The sequence below is a fragment of the Stenotrophomonas sp. P5_A9 genome, assembly GCF_056400525.1.
In genome coordinates this window covers 1-17,247 of sequence record NZ_JBFULC010000021.1, presented here as the reverse complement: position 1 = coordinate 17,247, position 17,247 = coordinate 1, and the positions used below count along the sequence as shown (strand labels likewise).

The following is a 17,247-nucleotide window of genomic DNA, read 5'->3' as shown; positions in this document are numbered from 1 at the left end:
CTTGCCGGCTGTCGGCGAGACACGGGACCATGCCGGCCTGTCTGCCGAGCCTGGAAGCCCCGCGATGCCTTCTGCCCCGATCACGCTGCGCACGCCACGCCTGCTGCTGCGCCGACAGACCGAGGCCGATTTTCCCGCCTACCGGGCGTTCCTGGCCTCGCCCCGTGCGGTGGGCCTGGGCGGTCCCTTCGACCTGCGGGCGGCGTGGGGGATGTTCTGCCACGACCAGGCCTGCTGGCAGTTCTTCGGGCACGGCGCGCTGATGATCGAGCGGACCGACAACGGCCAGTGCATCGGCCAGGTCGGCATCAATGACGGCCCGCTGTTCCCGGAAAAGGAACTCGGCTGGCTGCTGTACGACGGCCACGAGGGAAAAGGCCACGCCACCGAGGCGGCGACGGCGATGCGCGACTGGGCCTTCGACACCCTCGGCCTGGCGACGCTGGTCAGCTGCGTGTCTGCGGACAACCCGTCCTCGGCCGGCGTCGCCCGGCGGCTGGGCGGCGTGCTGGATGCCACTGCCGTGCGTAGCGACCCAGGCGATCAGGTGTACCGCTACCCGCGCTGATTTACAGGCGACTGCCGTCCGGGTGCATTGTCATCGCCTCCGGCGGGGTCTATAACGCGGTCAGGCCCCCTTGCTGGACGCCCCGCGATGCCACTCAACGCCGCCGTTCCCGCTGACGCCACGTCCGCCTCGCAACAGATCGATGCCAGGATCGCCAGCCTCGACGACTGGCGCGGCAAGACCTTGGCGACCCTGCGCCGCATCATCAAACAGGCCGATCCCCAGGTCGTGGAAAGCGTGAAGTGGCGGGGCGTGCCGGTCTGGGAGCACGACGGCATCCTGTGCACCGGAGAAACCTACAAGACCGCGGTGAAGATGACCTTCGCCAAGGGCGCGGCGCTGGACGATCCCACCGGTCTGTTCAATGCCAGCCTCGAGGGCAACACACGGCGGGCGATCGACGTGCATGAAGGCGAGCGGATCGACACGGCGGCGTTGAAGGCGCTGATCCGTGCGGCAGTGGAATTGAATGTGGCCGGCAAGGCCGCGAAGGCGGGACGCGCTGTCGTGCCGACCGGAACGAACAAAGCAGCGGCGAAGAAGACGACGGCAGGAGCCAAGAGCACGCCCGCGGCGAGCAGCGCTCCTGCGGCAAGGAAGGTCGCTGCGACGCGTGCATCGCGTCCGCCCACGCCATAGCGCACTGCGGGGGCGCGACGTCGCCGGCATATGCCTTTCGTTCATATGACAGATGCGCGGTGGCAGGCGCGGACGGTTTCGGCAAAGATGGTGCGCTGCACGTCCGCCGCGAGGCGGGCGCTGCAGTCTCCCCCTGTTGAAACTGGAAGTGCCTGTGCTGAGTGTTGTTGGTGTGCTGCTCGCGTTGTACGTGGTGTGGCGTGTGATCTGGCCGATGCGGATGGCGCTGTCGGTACGTGGCCCGCTTGGATTGCTGGTGGTGGCGCTGGCGTTGCACCATCGCATCGTGGCCCGCTTTGCCGGGACCATGGCGTCGCCGGAGATTCCCAAGGCGGTGATCGCGGTGCTGGCTACCGGCTTTACCGCACTGCTGCTGGGCGCCGTGTTGCTGCTGCTGATCGATGCCGCGCTGCTGGGCGCACGCCTGCTGCGCCGCCCGCGTGGCGTGGCCGCATTGCGCACCGCATGGCTGCGGCCCGGCGCGATGGGCGTGGCACTGCTGTTGTCCGCCTATGGCATCTGGCAGGGCATGGCTGTCCCGCAGACGCGACAGATTGAGGTGGTCATCGATGACCTGCCGCAGGCGTTCGACGGTTACCGCGTGCTGCAGCTGACCGATATCCACGCCAGCCGCCTGCTCACCGGCCGTTGGGTGTCCAAGGTGGTGGCCAACAGCAATGCGCTGAAGCCGGACCTGGTGGTGATCACCGGCGATCTCATCGACGGCAGCGTGGCCGCACGCGCGGCCGATTTCGCCCCGCTGGCGCAGTTGCGTGCCCCCGATGGCGTCATCGCGATCACCGGCAATCACGAGTATTACGCGCAGTACACCGCCTGGATGCAGGCCTTCCGCGCGCAGGGCATGCAGGTGCTGGAAAACAGCCACGTGGCAGTGACGCGCAAGGACGCTGCGCTGACCATCGCCGGGGTGACCGATCCAGTGGCGGCCAACTACGGGCTGCCACTGCCGGACATCACTGCCGCACTCGCCGGTGCCGATCCCGCCGCGCCGGTGATCCTGCTCGACCATCGCCCGGGCGCGGCGCGCGTCAACGCCGCCCACGGAGTGAAGCTGCAGTTGTCCGGGCATACCCACGGTGGCCACATCGTCGGCATGGACCAGCTGGTGAAGCGTGCCAACAACGGCTATGTCTCCGGCCGCTACGAGGTCGATGGCATGACCCTGTATGTCAGCAACGGTGCCGGCCTGTGGCCGGGGTTTCCCGCGCGGATCGGCGTGCCGTCGGAAATCACGTTGATCACGCTGCGGCGGGGCCACGCCACGCATTGACGTCATGCGGGTCGATACCCGTGGAGGTGGTGTTCATGTGCATCGGACGTCAGCGGCACAGGGATGCGATGGGCGCTGGCTGTCATATGACAGTCATGCCGCAGTGAAAGAATTTTAACGACCGGGCAGCAGCCGTCCACCGACTGCCCTGCCGTTTCAATCCCCTCTTTCCCTGCGAGCACCGCGCCGTCCGGCACGGTGGTTCGTGCCTGCCTGAGCGCTTGAACCATGAAGAAGACCCTGTTGGCCGCCGCCGTGATCCTGGCCATGACGCCGGCGGCCTGGGCGGACGATGCTGCCCCGGCGGCGGTGCCGCGTAACGACACTCCCACCGATCTGGACGCGGTGTCGGTGATCGGTCGCGGGCAAGCGCGCCAGGTGCAGCGCATCACCGCGCAGAACCTGGACATCCTGCCGCCGGGCACGAGCCTGCAGAAGGCGATCAACATCCTGCCGGGCGTCAATGCGCAGTCGGCCGATGCGCTGGGCACCAATGAGCAGTCGATGACCCTGAGCCTGCGCGGCTTCAACGCCACGCGGCTGGGTTACACGCTGGACGGCGTGCCGCTCGGCGATGGCGCGTACAACAACTACAACGGCCTCACCATCAACCGCGCGCTGATCAGTGAGAACATGGCCGGTGCGGAACTGGCAGTAGGCATCGGCAGCCTCGGTACGCCGTCCACCAGCAACCTGGGCGGCACGCTCGGCTATACCTCCAACAACCCACTGGCGACGATGGGCGGACGGTTGGTGCAGACCTTCGGCAGCGACAGCAACCGCCGCACCTTCGTCCGCGCCGATACCGGCGAGCACAACGGTTTCTCGGCCTATGTGTCGGGCATGAACGCGGGCTCGGACATGTGGAACGACCAGAGCGCCTACAACCAGTCGACCACCAGGCAGTTCAACGCCAAGGGTGTCTGGAACTTCGGCAACGGCCGCATCGCCGCCTTCGTCGATACCTCGCGCACCTCGCAGGCCGACTATTTCTATCTGTCCAAGAATGAAATGGCGCGCGGACTGGGCTGGGATTGGGGCGGCTATGCGCCGGACTGGAACAAGGCCGTGGCCAAGGCCTACTGCAACACCGCCACCTACGTGAAGGCCAAGTGCGACGCGTCCGGACCGGACCGCGATGCGGACGGGGCGTTCACCGCCGGGCAGATCCTGCGCGACGACAACCTGTACTACCTGTCCGGTGACTTCTTCCCCAGCGATGGCTTCAGCGTGCACGCGCTGGCCTACCACCACGACGACCATGGCGAAGGCCACAACTGGAACAGCGGTGCATGGTCCAACAAGGGCACGCCGCAGGAAGTGCCGATCATCTTCCGCAACACCGTCTACGAGATCGACCGCAACGGTGCCACGCTGTCCTTCGACTGGGACCTGGGCGCGCACCACATCGAAGGTGGCCTCTGGTACGAGCGCAATGAAAGCAGCGCCGAGCGCTATCAGACCGCGGTCACCGGCCCGCGCGACCTGAGCGGCATGAACAGCACCCAGGCCGACGTCGGCGTGTTCGCCCAGCGCACCCGATGGGAAACCAAACAGGTCTATCTCCAGGACACCTGGCGCCTGCTCGACGACCGGCTCACCGTGCAGTTCGGGATCAAGAGCCCGCACGTCACCTCCGACGCGCAGGCGCTGCCGGGCACCGCCAGGACGCCGATCGCGGCCAGCTCCAACAACCAGTTCGCCACCGGGCGGTTGAAGATGCGCAAGTCCGCGCTGCCCAGCGTGGGTGCTAATGTCCGCCTGACCGACAGCCAGGAACTGTTCGCCAGCTATGCCGAGAACATCGCGATGTTCCAGGGCGGCTTCAAGCTTGGGCCGCAGGCGGTGAGCCAGGCCACATGGAATGCGCAGGGCGATCTCAAGCCGGAACAGTCGCGTTCCTTTGAAGCTGGTTACCGCTACGTCGGCGATACCCTGCAGGCCTCGCTGGCCGCCTACACGGTGCGCTTCGACAACCGCCTGCTGCAGTACAACCCCTGCGATTCGCGCCAGCCGGTGGGGCCGAGCTGCGGCAATCGTTTCTACAATGCCGGTGGGGTGGACAGCCGCGGTGCGGAGTTGACCGTGGTGTGGACGCCCAATGAGCACGTCAGCTGGTACAACTCGGCCTCGCTGAACCGCTCGACCTACCGCTCCGATTACGTCCAGGCCGGCGTGGTGCAGCCGATCGACGGCAAGATCCAGACCGACACGCCCAAGCAGATGTTCGCCAGCGAGATCACCTGGCGCGACCACGGCTGGTTTGCCACGCTGCGGGGCAAGTACACCGGCGAGCGCTTCTACACCTACACCAACGACCAGGGCTTTGGCGGGTTCACCGTGTTCGATGCGTCCGGCGGCTACGACTTCGGTCGGATCGGTTTCGCCCAGGGGGTGCGACTGTCGGTCAACGTCACCAACCTGACCGACAAGCGCTATGCCAGCAACCTGGATTCCAGCGTGTTCGCACCGAGCGACCCGACCGGCTCGATCTACGTCTTCCACGCCTCCGCACCGCGCCAGGTGTTCGGGACGGTCGATGTCCGCTTCTGATGGCAGGCCATGGCAGCGCGGCGTGGCGTGGATTGGGCTGCTGGCAGTGATGGCGGGGCCGGTCTTCGCGGCGGCCCCGATGTCTTCCGACGTGTCTTCGGACATGCCGGTACTGGTGGCTTCCGGCGTGCTGCCGGCCGGCACCCTGGATTTTCTCGGCGATACGCTGGGATCGTTTTCGTCGCTGGCCGTAGATGCCGCGCGCTGGAAGCGCACCGCTGACGGCTACCGCGGCGTGCTGTGGACGCTGCCTGATCGCGGCCGCAACGATCCCGATGCCGGCCTGTTCTACGACTACGCCGGGCGCCTGGAACGCCTGCAGCTGCGGATTGAGAAGGGCACGGGGGAGCGCGTCGGCAAGGTGACCCTGACTCCCGACGGCGGGCTGTTGCTGCGTGACTTCAACGGGCAGCCCTTCACCGGCGCGGATCCGGGCGAGCACACCGTGACGCAGAACGGCATCCTGCTGCCATCGCCCGCGCAGGGCGTGGGCGCGGGCAGGATATCGCTGGACGCCGAATCGCTGCAGTTCACCGCCGATGGGCATTTCTACATCGGCGACGAGTACGCCGCGCACGTGTACTACTTCGCCCCCGATGGTCGTCTGCAGGGGGTCATCGTGCCGCCGCCGGCGGTGCAGCCCCGGCGCGAGGGGCGGGTCATGTTCGATTCGCGCCGTGCGCCGGACAGTGGCCGGCGCAACAACCAGGGCGTGGAGGGCATGGGTCTGTCGCCCGACGGACGCCGCCTGTTCGTCGCGCTGCAGAGCGCATTGGTGCAGGACACCGCCACGGGCGACGCCAGCGGCCGCGTCAACACCCGGGTGATGGTCTACGACGTGAGCCGCGATCCGCTGCCCACCCAGCCGATCGGCCACTATGTGCTCCAGCTGCCCACCTATGCGCACGATGGCAAGGGCCGGCAGGACCGCACCGCCGCCCAGAGCGAGCTCCGCGCCCTGGACGACCATCGCTTTCTGCTGCTGGCCCGCGATGGCAACGGGCTGGGCAGCGACTCGCGCGATCCCATCGTCTACAAGTCGGTGCTGCTGGTCGATACCCGCGGTGCCAGCAACCTGGCGGCCAGTGCGTATGAGCAGGGCATCACGTCGGTTCTGGCGCAGCGCGACAGCACCGCGTTGAAGCCCGGCATCGTGCCGGCGCGCAGCCGCGTGCTGTTGGATCTGCTCGACCCGGTGCAGCTGGCCCGCGCCCGGCTGGACATAGACACCGCCCAGGGCGCGCATGCCGCACTGCTGTCGGAGAAGTGGGAGGCGATGGACCTGCTGCCGACGCTGGACCCCAAGCGCCCGGATGAGCGGCTGCTGATGGTGGGCAACGACAACGATTTCATCGCACGCCACTGCGTGATGCAGGGTCACGCCTGCGACAGTGCCTACGACAACGACAATCGGGTGCTGGTGTATCGGTTGACGTTGCCCGCGCCGACGCCTGATCCGCACTGAGCCGCTCGTCAGCTTGGCAAGCGCGCGTGGAATTGCGAGGCTTGCACTTTCAGGTGAAGGGCGGGTGCGGATGAAAGCGATGTACACAGGTCTCGGGGCGATGATGGTGCTGGCCACGGCCAGCGGCTGCGTGACGCAGGGCGATGCGCTGCACCGCGCGCCTGCGGCGGCTCCAGCGGTAACCGGTGTGGTGCTGCCCGATACCGAAAGCTGGAGCGTGCACGACCCGGCCGGACGCGATTACCCGATCTGGGTGGCGTTGCCGGCCAGCTATGCAGCCCACCCCGAGCGGCGCTACCCGGTGCTGTACGTGACCGACGCGCTGTACAGCTTTCCGCTGGTGCGCAGCATCCGCAACCTGGTCGGGCAGGGGGGCAACAACCTGGAGGACTTCATTCTGGTCGGGTTGCCGCCGCAGCAGGGCCTGACCTCCAAGCAGAGCCGCTCGCGCGATTACACCCCGACCCGTCCGGTACGCCGCAACGACGACGACTACAGCGATGACGTGGTCTACGGCGGCGCGGCGCACTATCGCGATTTCCTCGCCGCGCATGTGCTGCCGGCGGTGGACGCGCGTTACCGTACCGACCCGGCGCGGCGCAGTTTCGCCGGTCATTCCTATGGCGGCCTGTTCGGCAGCTTCGTGCTGGTCACGCGGCCGGAGATGTTCCAGACCTACATCCTGTCCAGTCCGTCGCTGTGGTTCGACAACCATGTGATCGACCAGCTCGAGCAGGCCTACGCGCAGCAGCATCGCGCGCTGCCGGCGCGGGTACTGCTGGCGATCGGCAGCTTTGAGACCATCAAGCCCGAGCCGCGCTACTTCACCCGCAACGACATGCTCAAGGACAACCAGGCCTTCGCCGATCGCCTGCGCCAGCGCGGCTACGAAGGGCTGCAGGTGGATACCTCGGTGATCGACGGCGAGGACCATCTCACTGTGTATCCCACGACGTTGACCCGCAGCCTGTTGCAGGTATTCCCGGGCAGCGAGCCGTACGACGGGGGTTGAGCCTCTGCCGGCCGGGTCAGGCCGCCCCGGCCGCCGGCTGCAGCGCCGTTGCCCGCACCAGCTCAGGCGCCAGCGCATGGGCAACGGCCATGCGCAGCATGGCCGGGCTGACATGGCGGCGGTGGACCCGGTTGATGGCTGCCATGTAGAGCCGACCGAAGCGGTTGTGGGCGCGCACCCGGGTTCCGAGTGCGACCACGGCGGCACCATCGAGCAGCAACTGCACACGCACGCACGAGCGGAACCGCAGGTGGCGGTCGTCGGCACCCAGCAGCACCTCGGCACTGCGATCGTCGTTGGAGCGCGACTGCGCATGCACGGGGAAGCGCTGCGCGAACCGTTCGCCGCGGTCATCGGACAGCAGTGACGACACCGGGCATCCCAGCGGCGAGGTGCGCAGCTGCAGCGGCGCGACCAGCACGTTGCGCAGCGCCATCAAGCGGCCCACGCTCGGCGGCGGATTGCACACGAACCCTTCCAGCACCGCCTCCAGCACCGCCGCGGCCGAATGGCTGCCGACACTGCGCGGGGGCAGGGTCAGCGTGGTGTAGTCCTCGTGGTCGAAATCGTCTGCCAGTGCCTGCTTCAGCAGGGAGTCGGTGGGTGCGGAAGCGTCGGTGCGGATGGGATGGGCGGCGGCCCTGCGGCCGATGTAGCCATGGGCCGGCCGCAGCCAGGCCAAGCGGCTGCGTGCACGCCCGACCAGGTCGCGGCTGTACGCGCAAAGACCGGCCAACGCTGTCCGTGCCGGTGAGCGCAACGACAGGCTCACCACCGGCAGCCGCGTCATGTCGGTCTGCGCCAGCAGCTGCTGCAGTGCCGGTGGCAGCGTCTCGGTGAGGCTGGGAATGTCGGCTGCACCGGCGTCGATGCGCGCGCGCTGCTGCGCGGTCAACGCACCGCTGCGCTCGTTGGCATGGCACGACAGCGCGAAGAGCGCCGGGTGGCGCGGATGCCGCGACACGAACTGGTGCCAGGTGCCGCAGCCGAAGCGCACGGTAAACAGGCAGTCCGGCGGGATATCCACGCACCGCAGCGCATGCAGGAACGCGGCGGGATCCTGCTTCAGCTGCGCGTCGGATGCCGTGGAAAACCGCAGTTGCGCACCCCCACTGCCGGCGATGGCGGTGAACATGCGTGGCCCGGCATGGCGATGAAAGGGATGCCCGTGCCCGCCCACCGAGAATGAGTACAGCGAGGAGGCGTCATCGTGCGCCAGGTGCATGCCGCCCAGGCGCGCGGACGGTTCGTCCAGGGCGTCGATGAAACGCGGATGCGCCGCCTGACGGACCCCTGCATCGCGGACCAGCTGGTCGCCGGCACCGATGCCGAGCTGGGCGATCAATGCCACTTCCACCGGGCTGCCTCCGCCACAGGAGGGCAGGCTGACACTGGGGAACGAGTGACTCACACGGGTGGTGTCCAGCATGACGATCTCCTTGTCGTTGGATGGTTCACTTCACGTGGCAGGCTTGCGTCGCGCACGGGCGCGGCTTTCGCGCTGCAGCGGGCCACCGACCGGGCAGACCTCGGCGGCCCACGCGAACAGCGTGTTTGCGAGCCTGTCGGGCACCTGCCGGAAGTAGACGAACTGGCCGCGTTTCTCACGCTCGATCAAGCCGGCGTCCTCCAGGATGCGCAGGTGGCTGGACAGTGCCGGCTTGCTGAAATCGAACCGCTCGCCCAACTCACCTGCACTCAGCTCGCCCCCGTTGAGGTAGGCCAGGATCTGCCGGCGGGCGGTGGAGGCAAGGGCTTCGAAGATGCGGTCCATGGCTGGTAATTAACTAATTCGTTAACTAATGGTTGCCCGGTGGCGCCGCGTTGTCAAGCCGCGTACGACGTCCCGGCGGGCTGCGCGGTACGCGCCTGACGCCGGTTCCGCGCATACTCGGCACGGACACACCACGGAAGGAGTCTGATGCGTACGCTGTCCTTGTCTTGTGCCGTGATCCTCGGCACGGCGTTCGGCGCCGGGTGCACGGGTGAGGTCATGTATGCCGCCTACCCCGATAGGGCCGCCGCGATCCGTCACGACGCGGTAGGACGTGGCTGGATTCCAGCGTGGATCCCCGCCAGCGCGACGGATCTGCGCGAAGCGCATGATCTGGACACCAATGAAAGTGCGTTGAGCTTTGAGACGGGCCCCGAGCGCTGGCTTCCGCCTGGGCAGTGTCGCTTGGTGGCGAAAGATGGGGTGATCCCGAGCGCGTTCCGACTGCACCCGTGGCCGTCGTTGGAGGTCCTACTGGCCCACTATCGCGTGAGCCGCTGCGACGAGCCGGAGGCAGCCACCGAGAGTTTCCTGGCCATACCGCGGGAGGGTGGGCGAGCGCTGTTCTGGCGCGTGCATCGCCGTTGAGAATCGCGTGTGGGCCACCGTCCGAAGTGGTGGGTGACAAGGCGGGGCCACGCCGTGGAACGCACGCGTGAAGGCCACGACAGCATCCCTGCACGGCGCAGTCACCGGCGCGCGCCGACGCTGGAACCCTGTTCCCTGCCTGGATGCGCCATGACCACCCTGACCCTGCCCGAACTGGCCAAGAAGATGGCCAACATCGACTTCACCATGCTGCAGACCCGCGCCGAGAATGGCGAAATCGCCGGACGTCCGATGAGCAACAACGGCGACGTCGACTACGACGGCGACAGCTGGTTCTTCACTACCGAAGACACCGACATGGTCCGGGAGATCCAGCAGGATCCGAAGGTGGCGCTGAGCTTCACCGGCAGCAAGTCACTGCTCGGCAAGCCGCCTTTGTTCGTGGCGGTGCAGGGCAGGGCCACGCTGATCCGCGACAAGGCGATCATGCAGCAGCACTGGGTGAAAGACCTGGAGCGCTGGTTCGAGCAGGGCGTGGACTCGCCCGGGCTGGTGCTGATCCAGGTTGCCGCCAGCCGCATCCACTATTGGGATGGCGAAGACCAGGGCGAGATCCTGCGCTGAGCGATGGCCGGCATGCCCGCCTTGAACGTACCCCGGATCGGTTGCGCCGGATGGTCCATTCCAAGCCGTTATGCCGGCCTGTTCGGCCCGGGCGAGAGCATGCTTGCCCGCTACGCCACGCGGTTCACTGCCGTGGAGATCAACTCCTCGTTCTACCGTCCGCACCAGCGCAAAACGTATGAGCGCTGGGCGGCATCGGTACCCGCGGGGTTCCGGTTCTCGGTGAAGCTGCCGCGCACGGTGTCCCACGACTCGGGACTGGTCGGTGTGGGTGGGCTGCTGGACCGTTTCCTCGATGAAGTAAATGGACTCGGCAACACGCTGGGCAGCCTGCTCCTGCAGTTACCGCCCTCGCTGGCCCTGGATTCGCGACGCGCGGGCAGCTTCTTCCGCGCTCTGCAGCGTCGCAGTCCGGCAGCGGTGGTATGCGAACCGCGCCACGCCAGCTGGTTCACCGCGCAGGCCGACGCACTGCTGCAGCGCTACGGCATCGCACGGGCGGCGGTGGATCCGGCCCGCGTTCCGGCGGCCGGCCAGCCCGGCGGCACGCCGACGTGGCAGTACTGGCGATGGCACGGTTCACCGCGCATGTACTACAGCGACTACACAGACGCTGCCCTGGCCGCGCTGGCCGAGCAGGTGTCAGCCCGGCGCATCGGTGGTCACGCGCCCTGGGTGATCTTCGACAACACCGCGCACGGCTTCGCCGTGGCCAACGCCGTGCGCCTGCAGAAGAGCATGTGCGATGCCTGAAGGTCCTTCCATCCTCATCCTGCGTGAGGCCGCGGCCAAGTTTCGTGGCAAGACGGTGCGCCGCGCCCTGGGCAACAGCAGCCTGGACCTGACCCGCATGGAAGGGCGGCGGGTGCTGGCACTGCGCAGCTTTGGCAAGCACTTCCTGATCCAGTTCAGCGATTTCAGCCTGCGCGTGCACATGCTGATGTTCGGCAGTTACCGCATCGACGAGCGCAAGCCGTCGCCCCCGAGGGCGTCGCTGCAGTTCGACAACGGTGAGTTGAACATCTACGCCTCCTCGCTGAAGTACATCGAGGGTGCATTGGAGGAAACCTACGACTGGCGCGGCGACGTGCTGTCGCCCGAGTGGGATGCGCGCCTGGCCCGGCGCCGCCTCAAGCAGCAACCAGACACCTTGATCTGCGACGCGCTGCTGGACCAGGAGATCTTTGCCGGGGTCGGCAACATCATCAAGAACGAAGTCCTGTTCCGTACCCGGGTGCATCCCGAATCGAAAGTCGGCGACATTCCGCCACGCGTGCTGGGCAAGGTGATCGCGCAGGCGCGTGCGTACAGTTTCGATTTCCTGGAATGGAAGAAGAAATTTGAACTGCGCAGCCATTGGCAGGTGCACACCCAACGCACCTGCCCGCACTGTGGGGGACCGCTGTCCAAGACCTATCCGGGCAAGACCAGGCGGCGCACGTTCTTCTGTCCCAACTGCCAGGTGAAGTACTGACGCCCTCCGGCGGGGCGATGAGAACCCGCCGCCGGTGGTCCTGTAGGATGGATCCGTCCCACGCCGTTACGTGCGTCCTGCGCGGTCTGTTCCCGACCGCCCGCTTCGCTCCATTCTCCGAGTGCTGTTTTCCCCTGTGAAAGCGGTCCTCCCCGTGTCCCACGGAGCGCACATGCCGGGCTATGCCACCCGCGTCCTCACCATCCCGATCGCCGGTCACGATTTCCGCATCCGCGCGCTCAGCGACCTGCAGCAGTTTGCCGATCCGACCGGTCGCGCCCAGCGCGCCGGTATCCATTCCTCGTTGTGGAGTCTGTTCGGGCAGATCTGGCCGGCCGGCCGCGTGCTCGCTGAAACCATGAGCACCTACGACGTGGCCGGCAAGCGCATCCTGGAACTGGGCTGTGGCCTGGGCCTGTCCAGCCTCGTGCTGGCCCGGCGAGGCGCCGACATAGTGGCCAGCGATCACCACCCGCTGGCCGAATCGTTCCTGGCCTACAACGCCGGCCTCAACGATCTGCCGGCCATCCACTATCGCGATCTGCCGTGGGAGCTGCCGGATGCGTCACTGGGCCGCTTCGATCTGATCATCGGCAGCGACGTGCTCTACGAGCGCGGCCATGCCCTGCAGATCGCCACGATGATGCAGCGCCACGCCCGGCCAAGTGCCGAACTGCTGCTCACCGATCCCGGCCGCGGCAACGTCGGTCCGTTCTCGCGTGCGATGGCCACCCAGGGCTATGCGGTGAACGAGTCGTACGGGCTGTTCGATGACGAGGGCGATGCCCCGGGACGTGGCCGGCTGCTGCGCTACACCCGCGACGCGGTGCCGGCATTGGCTGGATGAGCAACGCTGACGGGCGTCCCGTGCGGGCGATGTAGTGGCGATGTGAGTCCGTCGGCGCCCCGCGTGCAGTAGGCTCGGCGGCATCCTGTTGCCGATGTCTTCGCCGATGCTCGACCTTCGTCCCTGCTGTCCACAACCCATCACCGCCGCCGCGCCGGTGGCACCCGCATGAGTGTGCCCGCGCCCCTGGCGCCGGAACGGCGCACCCGCTCGATGATCATCGCCGGGCTGTCCACCGTGGTGGAGTGGTACGACTTCACCCTGTACCTGTACCTGGCCACGGTGCTGTCGCGGGTGTTCTTCGGCGGCGGCGAGAATGCGCTGCTGGCGACACTGGCCGGGTTCGCGGTGTCTTATCTGATGCGTCCACTGGGTGCCTTGTGCTTTGGCCATCTCGGTGATCGCTTCGGGCGGCGCTACATGCTGCTGGCCTCGATGCTGCTGATGACGCTGGCGATGCTGGCCACCGCGCTGCTGCCCACCTTCGACAGCATCGGCGCCAGTGCCGGCGTGCTGCTGTTGCTGCTGCGCTGCCTGATGGCGTTCTCGGTCGGCGGCGAGTACACCGGTGTGGTGGCCTACCTGCTGGAAACCGCACCGACGCACCGACGCGGCCTGGTCACCTCGCTGGCCTCTGCGGCCAGCGAAGTCGGCGCACTGCTGGCGGTGGCGCTGTCGGCGTTGACCGTGGCCCTGTTGAGCACCGCGCAGCTGGACGGCTGGGGCTGGCGCATCCCGTTCTTCGTCGGCGCGGCACTGGCCGGTGCGATCCTGCTGGCACGCTCGACCATGCACGAGTCACCGGAGTTCGAGCGGCAGAAGGCGGCTGGCACCGTACCGACCTCGCCGATCCGCGATACCTGGCGTTTCCATCGCGGCGCGGTGGCGCGCACCTTCGCCATTTCCGCGCTGGGGTCGATCACCTACTACGTCGGCATCACCTATGTGCCGGCGTTCCTGGGCTCGGCAGGCGAGGTCGGTGAATCGGAGGCGCTGTGGTTGTCCACCGTGGCGGCGGTGGCGGTGATCGTGGTGACGCCGCTGGCCGGTGCGCTGTCCGACCGGATCGGGCGGCGCCCGGTGCTGATCGGCTTGGCGCTGCTGTGCGCGCTGCTGCCGTTGAGCATGTTTACGCTGATGGCGGGTGGTCAGACCTTGTTGATCGGCATCGCGGCGGTGGTGCTGGCCTGCCTGGCCGGCGGGGTAAGCGCGGTCGCCGCACCGGCCACGGCCGAACAGTTCCCCGGCGAGGGGCGTCTGAGCGGCCTGGCACTCGGCGTGACCATGGCCACCGCGTTCTTCGGCGGCGCCACGCCGTTGCTGGCCGAACTGCTGGTGCGCCACACCGGCTGGGCCGCAGCGCCCGCTCCACGCAATGCCAGGATCGCCGAGGCGCCGGCCAACGGCCGGCACTCCCGGATCGGTGGCTATCGAGGCGCCGGCCAGCGGCCGGCACTCCCGGATCGTTGGCTATCGAGGAGCCGGCCAGCGGCCGGCACTACCGGGTGCCGGGCCGCCAAAAAAACGGGCCGCCCGCAGGCGACCCGTCCGTTGCAGCAGCGTGTTGGGCGTCCGCCGTCAGAACTTCCAGCGCAGACTGGCCGCCACGAAGCGCGGTTCGCCGTAGTTGTTGTAGTCCAGGTTGGCCCAGTAGGTCTTGTCCAGGGCGTTGCGCACGCTCAGCGTAGCGGTCCAGTTGTCGCTGATGCGGTAGTTGGCGTTGAACTGCACCAGCGCATACGCCGGCTGGTTCACCGTGACCGTGCCGCCGAGCGGGTAGGGGATGTTGTAGCCCTGCACCTTGCTCTGCCACTGCACGCCGCCGCCCACGCTCAGGCGCGCCAGTGCGCCGCGCAGTTGCACCTGGGTGTTGAGCTGCAGCAGGTCTTCGGCCGGGTTGGCGTAGAGCAGGTCGGTGGCCGCGCGRGTGACCTTGACATGGGTGAAGCCGGCATTGACCGTCCAGCCCGGCAGGATCTCGCCGTTGATGTCCATTTCCCAGCCGCGCGCCTTGGTGCCGTTGACGCCGATGTAGGCCGAGCTGCCATCGCTGAGCGAGCCATCGGGCACGCTCATGTCGCGCACGGCGTAGTTGTCCTGCTTGGCCTCGAACACGGCCGCATTGGCGGTCAGGCGGCCCTGGAACCACTGGCTCTTGATGCCGGCTTCAAGGTTGGAGCCCTGCACCGGCGCCAGCAGGTTTTCGTTCCTGTCCTTGTAGTTCTGCGGATTGAAGATCTCGGTGTAGCTGGCATACACCGCAAACTGCGGGGTGATGTCATACACCAGGCCGACGTACGGGGTGACTTCGTCGCTCACCTTGTAGGCGCCGCTGGTGGCGGTGTAGGTGCCGGCCGCGTTGTAGGCGCGGGTCTGGGTCTGCCACCGGCTCAGGCGCGCACCGGCGATCAGCGCCAGCGGATCGGCCAGGCGCAGGCGCGTGGCCAGGTAGACGCCACTCTGCGTGGTCTTGGCCACCCGGCGCGCGCCGGTGCGGGTGTAGGTCACCTCGGAGATGTCGCCATCCCAGTCGTACACGTTGGGGATGTAGTAGCAGCGCTCGTTGCCGCAGCGCGCCCAGTCGGTGGGGTAGTTCAGCGCGACCGTGTTGGTGGTGCCTTCCAGGTCGGCCCACTGCGCGCCGACGGTCACGTCGTGCTCGCGACCGAACAGGTTGAAGGTGCCGGTCAGGTAGGCATCYACGTTGCGGCGGGTGTCTTCCGAATCACCGGCGGCGGTGCGCAGGTAGATGCCCGAGCCGGTCGCCGGATCGGGGTAGCCGGTGCCGTACAGGCGGATGTTCTGCACGTTGCCACGGGTGTAGGCGGTGTTGATCTTCAGCAGCCAGTCTTCGCCGAAGCGCTGCTCGAGGTTGGCGAACACGGTGCTGGTTTCGCGCTGCCAGTAGCTCCACTTCGGCGCCAGGTTGGTCGAGCGCGACAGGTGGGCGAAGTTGCCCTGGCTGTCGAAGAACGGCACGGTGCCCCAGGTGGAGCCGACCGGGTTGTTGTCCTGGGTCTGGTAACCGACGGTGACGGTGGTGCTGTCGGTGATATCGCCTTCCAGCACCGCCATGCCGGCCATCTTGTTTTCTTTGTAGCGGTCGTAATAGAAATCACGGTCGGTGTAGGCGGCAACGACGCGGCTGCGGAAGCGGCCGTCGGCGGTCAGCGGCGCGGTCACGTCGGCCTCCATGCGACGGTAATCCCAGCTGCCGGCACTGACCGAGAACGAGGCGTCGAAGTCCTTGCCCGGGCGCTTGCGCAGCAGGTTGACCGTGGCCGAGGGTACGCCGGCGCCGCTGAGCAGGCCGTTGGCGCCGCGGATCACTTCGACGCGGTCGTAGAAGGCGGTGTCGTATTCCTGGTTGGTCGACCCGCTGTAAGTGGGGATGCCATCGACCTGGAAATCGGTGATGGCAAAGCCGCGCGCGTAGTACAACGGGCGTTGGGTGTCGTAGAAGGACACGCTGACGCCGGTGACGTTGCGCATGACGTCGTTGAGGCTGAACAGCGATTCGTCCTGCAGCCGCTGCAGCCCGATCGAGGTGGCCGACTGCGGGGTTTCCTGCAGGGTCATCGGCAGGCGGGTGGTGCTGGACGGCGCGGCGCGGTCGCCGACGACGCTGACTTTGTCCAGGGTCTTGGCATCGGCATTGCCGCCGGCATCGGCAAGCGCGTCGGCCAGCGCCAGCGGCGAGGCCAGCGACAGGACGGAGAGCAGGGCCAGGCTCAGCGGGGCGTGGCGGAAGGAGCGGGGCGGAAGATCGCGGAAGGTCATGCGCAGGGTCTCGAATCGGTCTCGGAGGGGGAAGCAGCAGGCAGCGGGCACGGCAGGCCGGGCACCGGAAGCGCCTGGCGTTTAGATCCTTCTGAGGGGTGGGTGGAACCCGACGGTGGGTCGGCGCCGTTGCGGCCGTGGGTGGTGAGCAGGGCCCGGCGGCCGTCCTTGGATTCCGGCCAGGCCCGCGCCGGCAGCGCAGGGGGTGTAAATGTAAAGCGTTCTCATTCGCTTTACAATTCCTTAATTCGGGTTGAGCGGGAGAGCCGTGTTATAGGAGTGGAACCGCGGTGCGATGGTTGGAGCCGTGGCTCTTCGCTCGAGATTGCCGCGAGCGTGAGGGCCCCGTAGCAGCCGGTAGGCCCCTGGTGCAAATGTCCCCCGGCCGCAAGCGGCCTCCTCCTTTATTTTGCCCAGGAGCGTTATCTGTTTGGAATCTGGCAGCGTAGGCGTCGAGAGCCGGCGTGGGCCGCCGTAGGAGCCTGGATCTCGACGATCGACTTGTAGCTTGGCGCCCACGCCGGAATCTCCCTTGGTCCGCCCGAACAGTTGCTCGAGGTAGCACTCGAAGTGATAAGACTGGGCAAGCGGGGGAGCTCTCGACCTATCCAGCCTAGCGGAGATTTCCCATGAGCGGAATCGGGATCGATGTGTGCAAAAAATACCTGGAT

13 protein-coding genes and 2 pseudogenes are annotated in these 17,247 nt (G+C 67.2%); 12 read left to right on the top strand and 3 right to left on the bottom strand.

Annotation, left to right across the window (positions count from 1 at the left end; translation table 11 throughout):
* The first annotated feature begins 64 nt into the window (after positions 1-64).
* The 6 genes and pseudogenes from AC1DR7_RS08835 to AC1DR7_RS08810 all read left to right on the top strand — a co-directional run bounded on the left by AC1DR7_RS08835 (position 65) and on the right by AC1DR7_RS08810 (position 7,528).
* Positions 65-568 carry a GNAT family N-acetyltransferase gene (locus AC1DR7_RS08835; RefSeq protein ID WP_457318697.1) on the top strand — a complete coding sequence of 168 codons (504 nt, stop codon included), beginning with the start codon at positions 65-67 and terminating at the stop codon, positions 566-568.
* A gap of 87 nt (positions 569-655) precedes the next feature.
* Positions 656-1,051 (top strand): annotated as a pseudogene (locus AC1DR7_RS08830) (DUF1801 domain-containing protein); the annotation flags it as partial.
* A gap of 310 nt (positions 1,052-1,361) precedes the next feature.
* The gene (locus AC1DR7_RS08825) at positions 1,362-2,498 is read left to right on the top strand and encodes a metallophosphoesterase (protein WP_457318696.1); all 1,137 of its coding nucleotides are present in this window, start codon (positions 1,362-1,364) and stop codon (positions 2,496-2,498) included.
* Positions 2,499-2,726: 228 nt separating this feature from the next.
* Positions 2,727-5,051 carry a TonB-dependent receptor gene (locus AC1DR7_RS08820; RefSeq protein WP_478052724.1) on the top strand — a complete coding sequence of 775 codons (2,325 nt, stop codon included), beginning with the start codon at positions 2,727-2,729 and terminating at the stop codon, positions 5,049-5,051.
* On the top strand, positions 5,038-6,516 hold the full coding sequence (locus AC1DR7_RS08815; RefSeq protein ID WP_457318693.1) for an esterase-like activity of phytase family protein: 1,479 nt from the start codon (positions 5,038-5,040) through the stop codon (positions 6,514-6,516). Before AC1DR7_RS08820 ends, AC1DR7_RS08815 begins: the two co-directional genes overlap by 14 nt.
* A 103-nt stretch (positions 6,517-6,619) precedes the next feature.
* Entirely contained in the window at positions 6,620-7,528 is a 909-nt protein-coding gene (locus AC1DR7_RS08810; protein WP_457318700.1) for an alpha/beta hydrolase, read from the top strand.
* A gap of 16 nt (positions 7,529-7,544) precedes the next feature.
* On the opposite strand, the gene AC1DR7_RS08805 is transcribed toward AC1DR7_RS08810, so the two are convergent.
* On the bottom strand, positions 7,545-8,957 hold the full coding sequence (locus AC1DR7_RS08805) for a DUF2867 domain-containing protein (protein WP_457318691.1): 1,413 nt from the start codon (positions 8,955-8,957) through the stop codon (positions 7,545-7,547).
* A 30-nt stretch (positions 8,958-8,987) separates the two neighbouring features.
* Positions 8,988-9,302: a metalloregulator ArsR/SmtB family transcription factor gene (locus AC1DR7_RS08800; protein ID WP_128096117.1), complete on the bottom strand. Its 315-nt coding sequence runs from the start codon at positions 9,300-9,302 to the stop codon at positions 8,988-8,990.
* A gap of 147 nt (positions 9,303-9,449) precedes the next feature.
* On the opposite strand from AC1DR7_RS08800, the gene AC1DR7_RS08795 reads away from it, so the two are divergent.
* The 6 genes and pseudogenes from AC1DR7_RS08795 to AC1DR7_RS08770 all read left to right on the top strand — a co-directional run.
* The gene (locus tag AC1DR7_RS08795) at positions 9,450-9,890 is read left to right on the top strand and encodes a YbbD-related protein (RefSeq protein ID WP_457318690.1); all 441 of its coding nucleotides are present in this window, start codon (positions 9,450-9,452) and stop codon (positions 9,888-9,890) included.
* Between the two features lie 150 nt (positions 9,891-10,040).
* A complete protein-coding gene (locus AC1DR7_RS08790; RefSeq protein ID WP_256776373.1) occupies positions 10,041-10,475 on the top strand; it encodes a pyridoxamine 5'-phosphate oxidase family protein in 435 nt (144 codons plus the stop codon).
* A gap of 3 nt (positions 10,476-10,478) precedes the next feature.
* Positions 10,479-11,228, top strand: coding sequence for a DUF72 domain-containing protein (locus tag AC1DR7_RS08785; RefSeq protein WP_457318689.1), 750 nt, complete (start codon positions 10,479-10,481; stop codon positions 11,226-11,228).
* Positions 11,221-11,949: a DNA-formamidopyrimidine glycosylase family protein gene (locus AC1DR7_RS08780; RefSeq protein WP_457318688.1), complete on the top strand. Its 729-nt coding sequence runs from the start codon at positions 11,221-11,223 to the stop codon at positions 11,947-11,949. The genes AC1DR7_RS08785 and AC1DR7_RS08780 overlap by 8 nt, the downstream gene beginning before the upstream one ends.
* 172 nt (positions 11,950-12,121) lie before the next feature.
* The gene (locus tag AC1DR7_RS08775; RefSeq protein ID WP_457318686.1) at positions 12,122-12,796 is read left to right on the top strand and encodes a class I SAM-dependent methyltransferase; all 675 of its coding nucleotides are present in this window, start codon (positions 12,122-12,124) and stop codon (positions 12,794-12,796) included.
* Positions 12,797-12,964: 168 nt separating this feature from the next.
* Positions 12,965-14,185 (top strand): annotated as a pseudogene (locus AC1DR7_RS08770) (MFS transporter); the annotation flags it as partial.
* 189 nt (positions 14,186-14,374) lie between these two features.
* On the opposite strand, the gene AC1DR7_RS08765 reads toward AC1DR7_RS08770, so the two are convergent.
* On the bottom strand, positions 14,375-16,576 hold the full coding sequence (locus AC1DR7_RS08765; protein WP_457320784.1) for a TonB-dependent siderophore receptor: 2,202 nt from the start codon (positions 16,574-16,576) through the stop codon (positions 14,375-14,377).
* Between the last annotated feature and the right edge of the window lie 671 nt (positions 16,577-17,247).

What these genes read in the sequence shown, in the direction of transcription:
- AC1DR7_RS08780 (WP_457318688.1), top strand. Translation starts at nt 11,221, where the DNA reads ATGCCTGAAGGTCCTTCCATCCTCATCCTGCGTGAGGCCGCGGCCAAG.
- AC1DR7_RS08835 (WP_457318697.1), top strand. Translation starts at nt 65, where the DNA reads ATGCCTTCTGCCCCGATCACGCTGCGCACGCCACGCCTGCTGCTGCGC.
- AC1DR7_RS08805 (WP_457318691.1), bottom strand. Translation starts at nt 8,957, where the DNA reads ATGCTGGACACCACCCGTGTGAGTCACTCGTTCCCCAGTGTCAGCCTG.
- AC1DR7_RS08800 (WP_128096117.1), bottom strand. Translation starts at nt 9,302, where the DNA reads ATGGACCGCATCTTCGAAGCCCTTGCCTCCACCGCCCGCCGGCAGATC.
- AC1DR7_RS08820 (WP_478052724.1), top strand. Translation starts at nt 2,727, where the DNA reads ATGAAGAAGACCCTGTTGGCCGCCGCCGTGATCCTGGCCATGACGCCG.
- AC1DR7_RS08775 (WP_457318686.1), top strand. Translation starts at nt 12,122, where the DNA reads ATGCCGGGCTATGCCACCCGCGTCCTCACCATCCCGATCGCCGGTCAC.
- AC1DR7_RS08785 (WP_457318689.1), top strand. Translation starts at nt 10,479, where the DNA reads ATGGCCGGCATGCCCGCCTTGAACGTACCCCGGATCGGTTGCGCCGGA.
- AC1DR7_RS08815 (WP_457318693.1), top strand. Translation starts at nt 5,038, where the DNA reads ATGTCCGCTTCTGATGGCAGGCCATGGCAGCGCGGCGTGGCGTGGATT.
- AC1DR7_RS08795 (WP_457318690.1), top strand. Translation starts at nt 9,450, where the DNA reads ATGCGTACGCTGTCCTTGTCTTGTGCCGTGATCCTCGGCACGGCGTTC.
- AC1DR7_RS08810 (WP_457318700.1), top strand. Translation starts at nt 6,620, where the DNA reads ATGGTGCTGGCCACGGCCAGCGGCTGCGTGACGCAGGGCGATGCGCTG.
- AC1DR7_RS08790 (WP_256776373.1), top strand. Translation starts at nt 10,041, where the DNA reads ATGACCACCCTGACCCTGCCCGAACTGGCCAAGAAGATGGCCAACATC.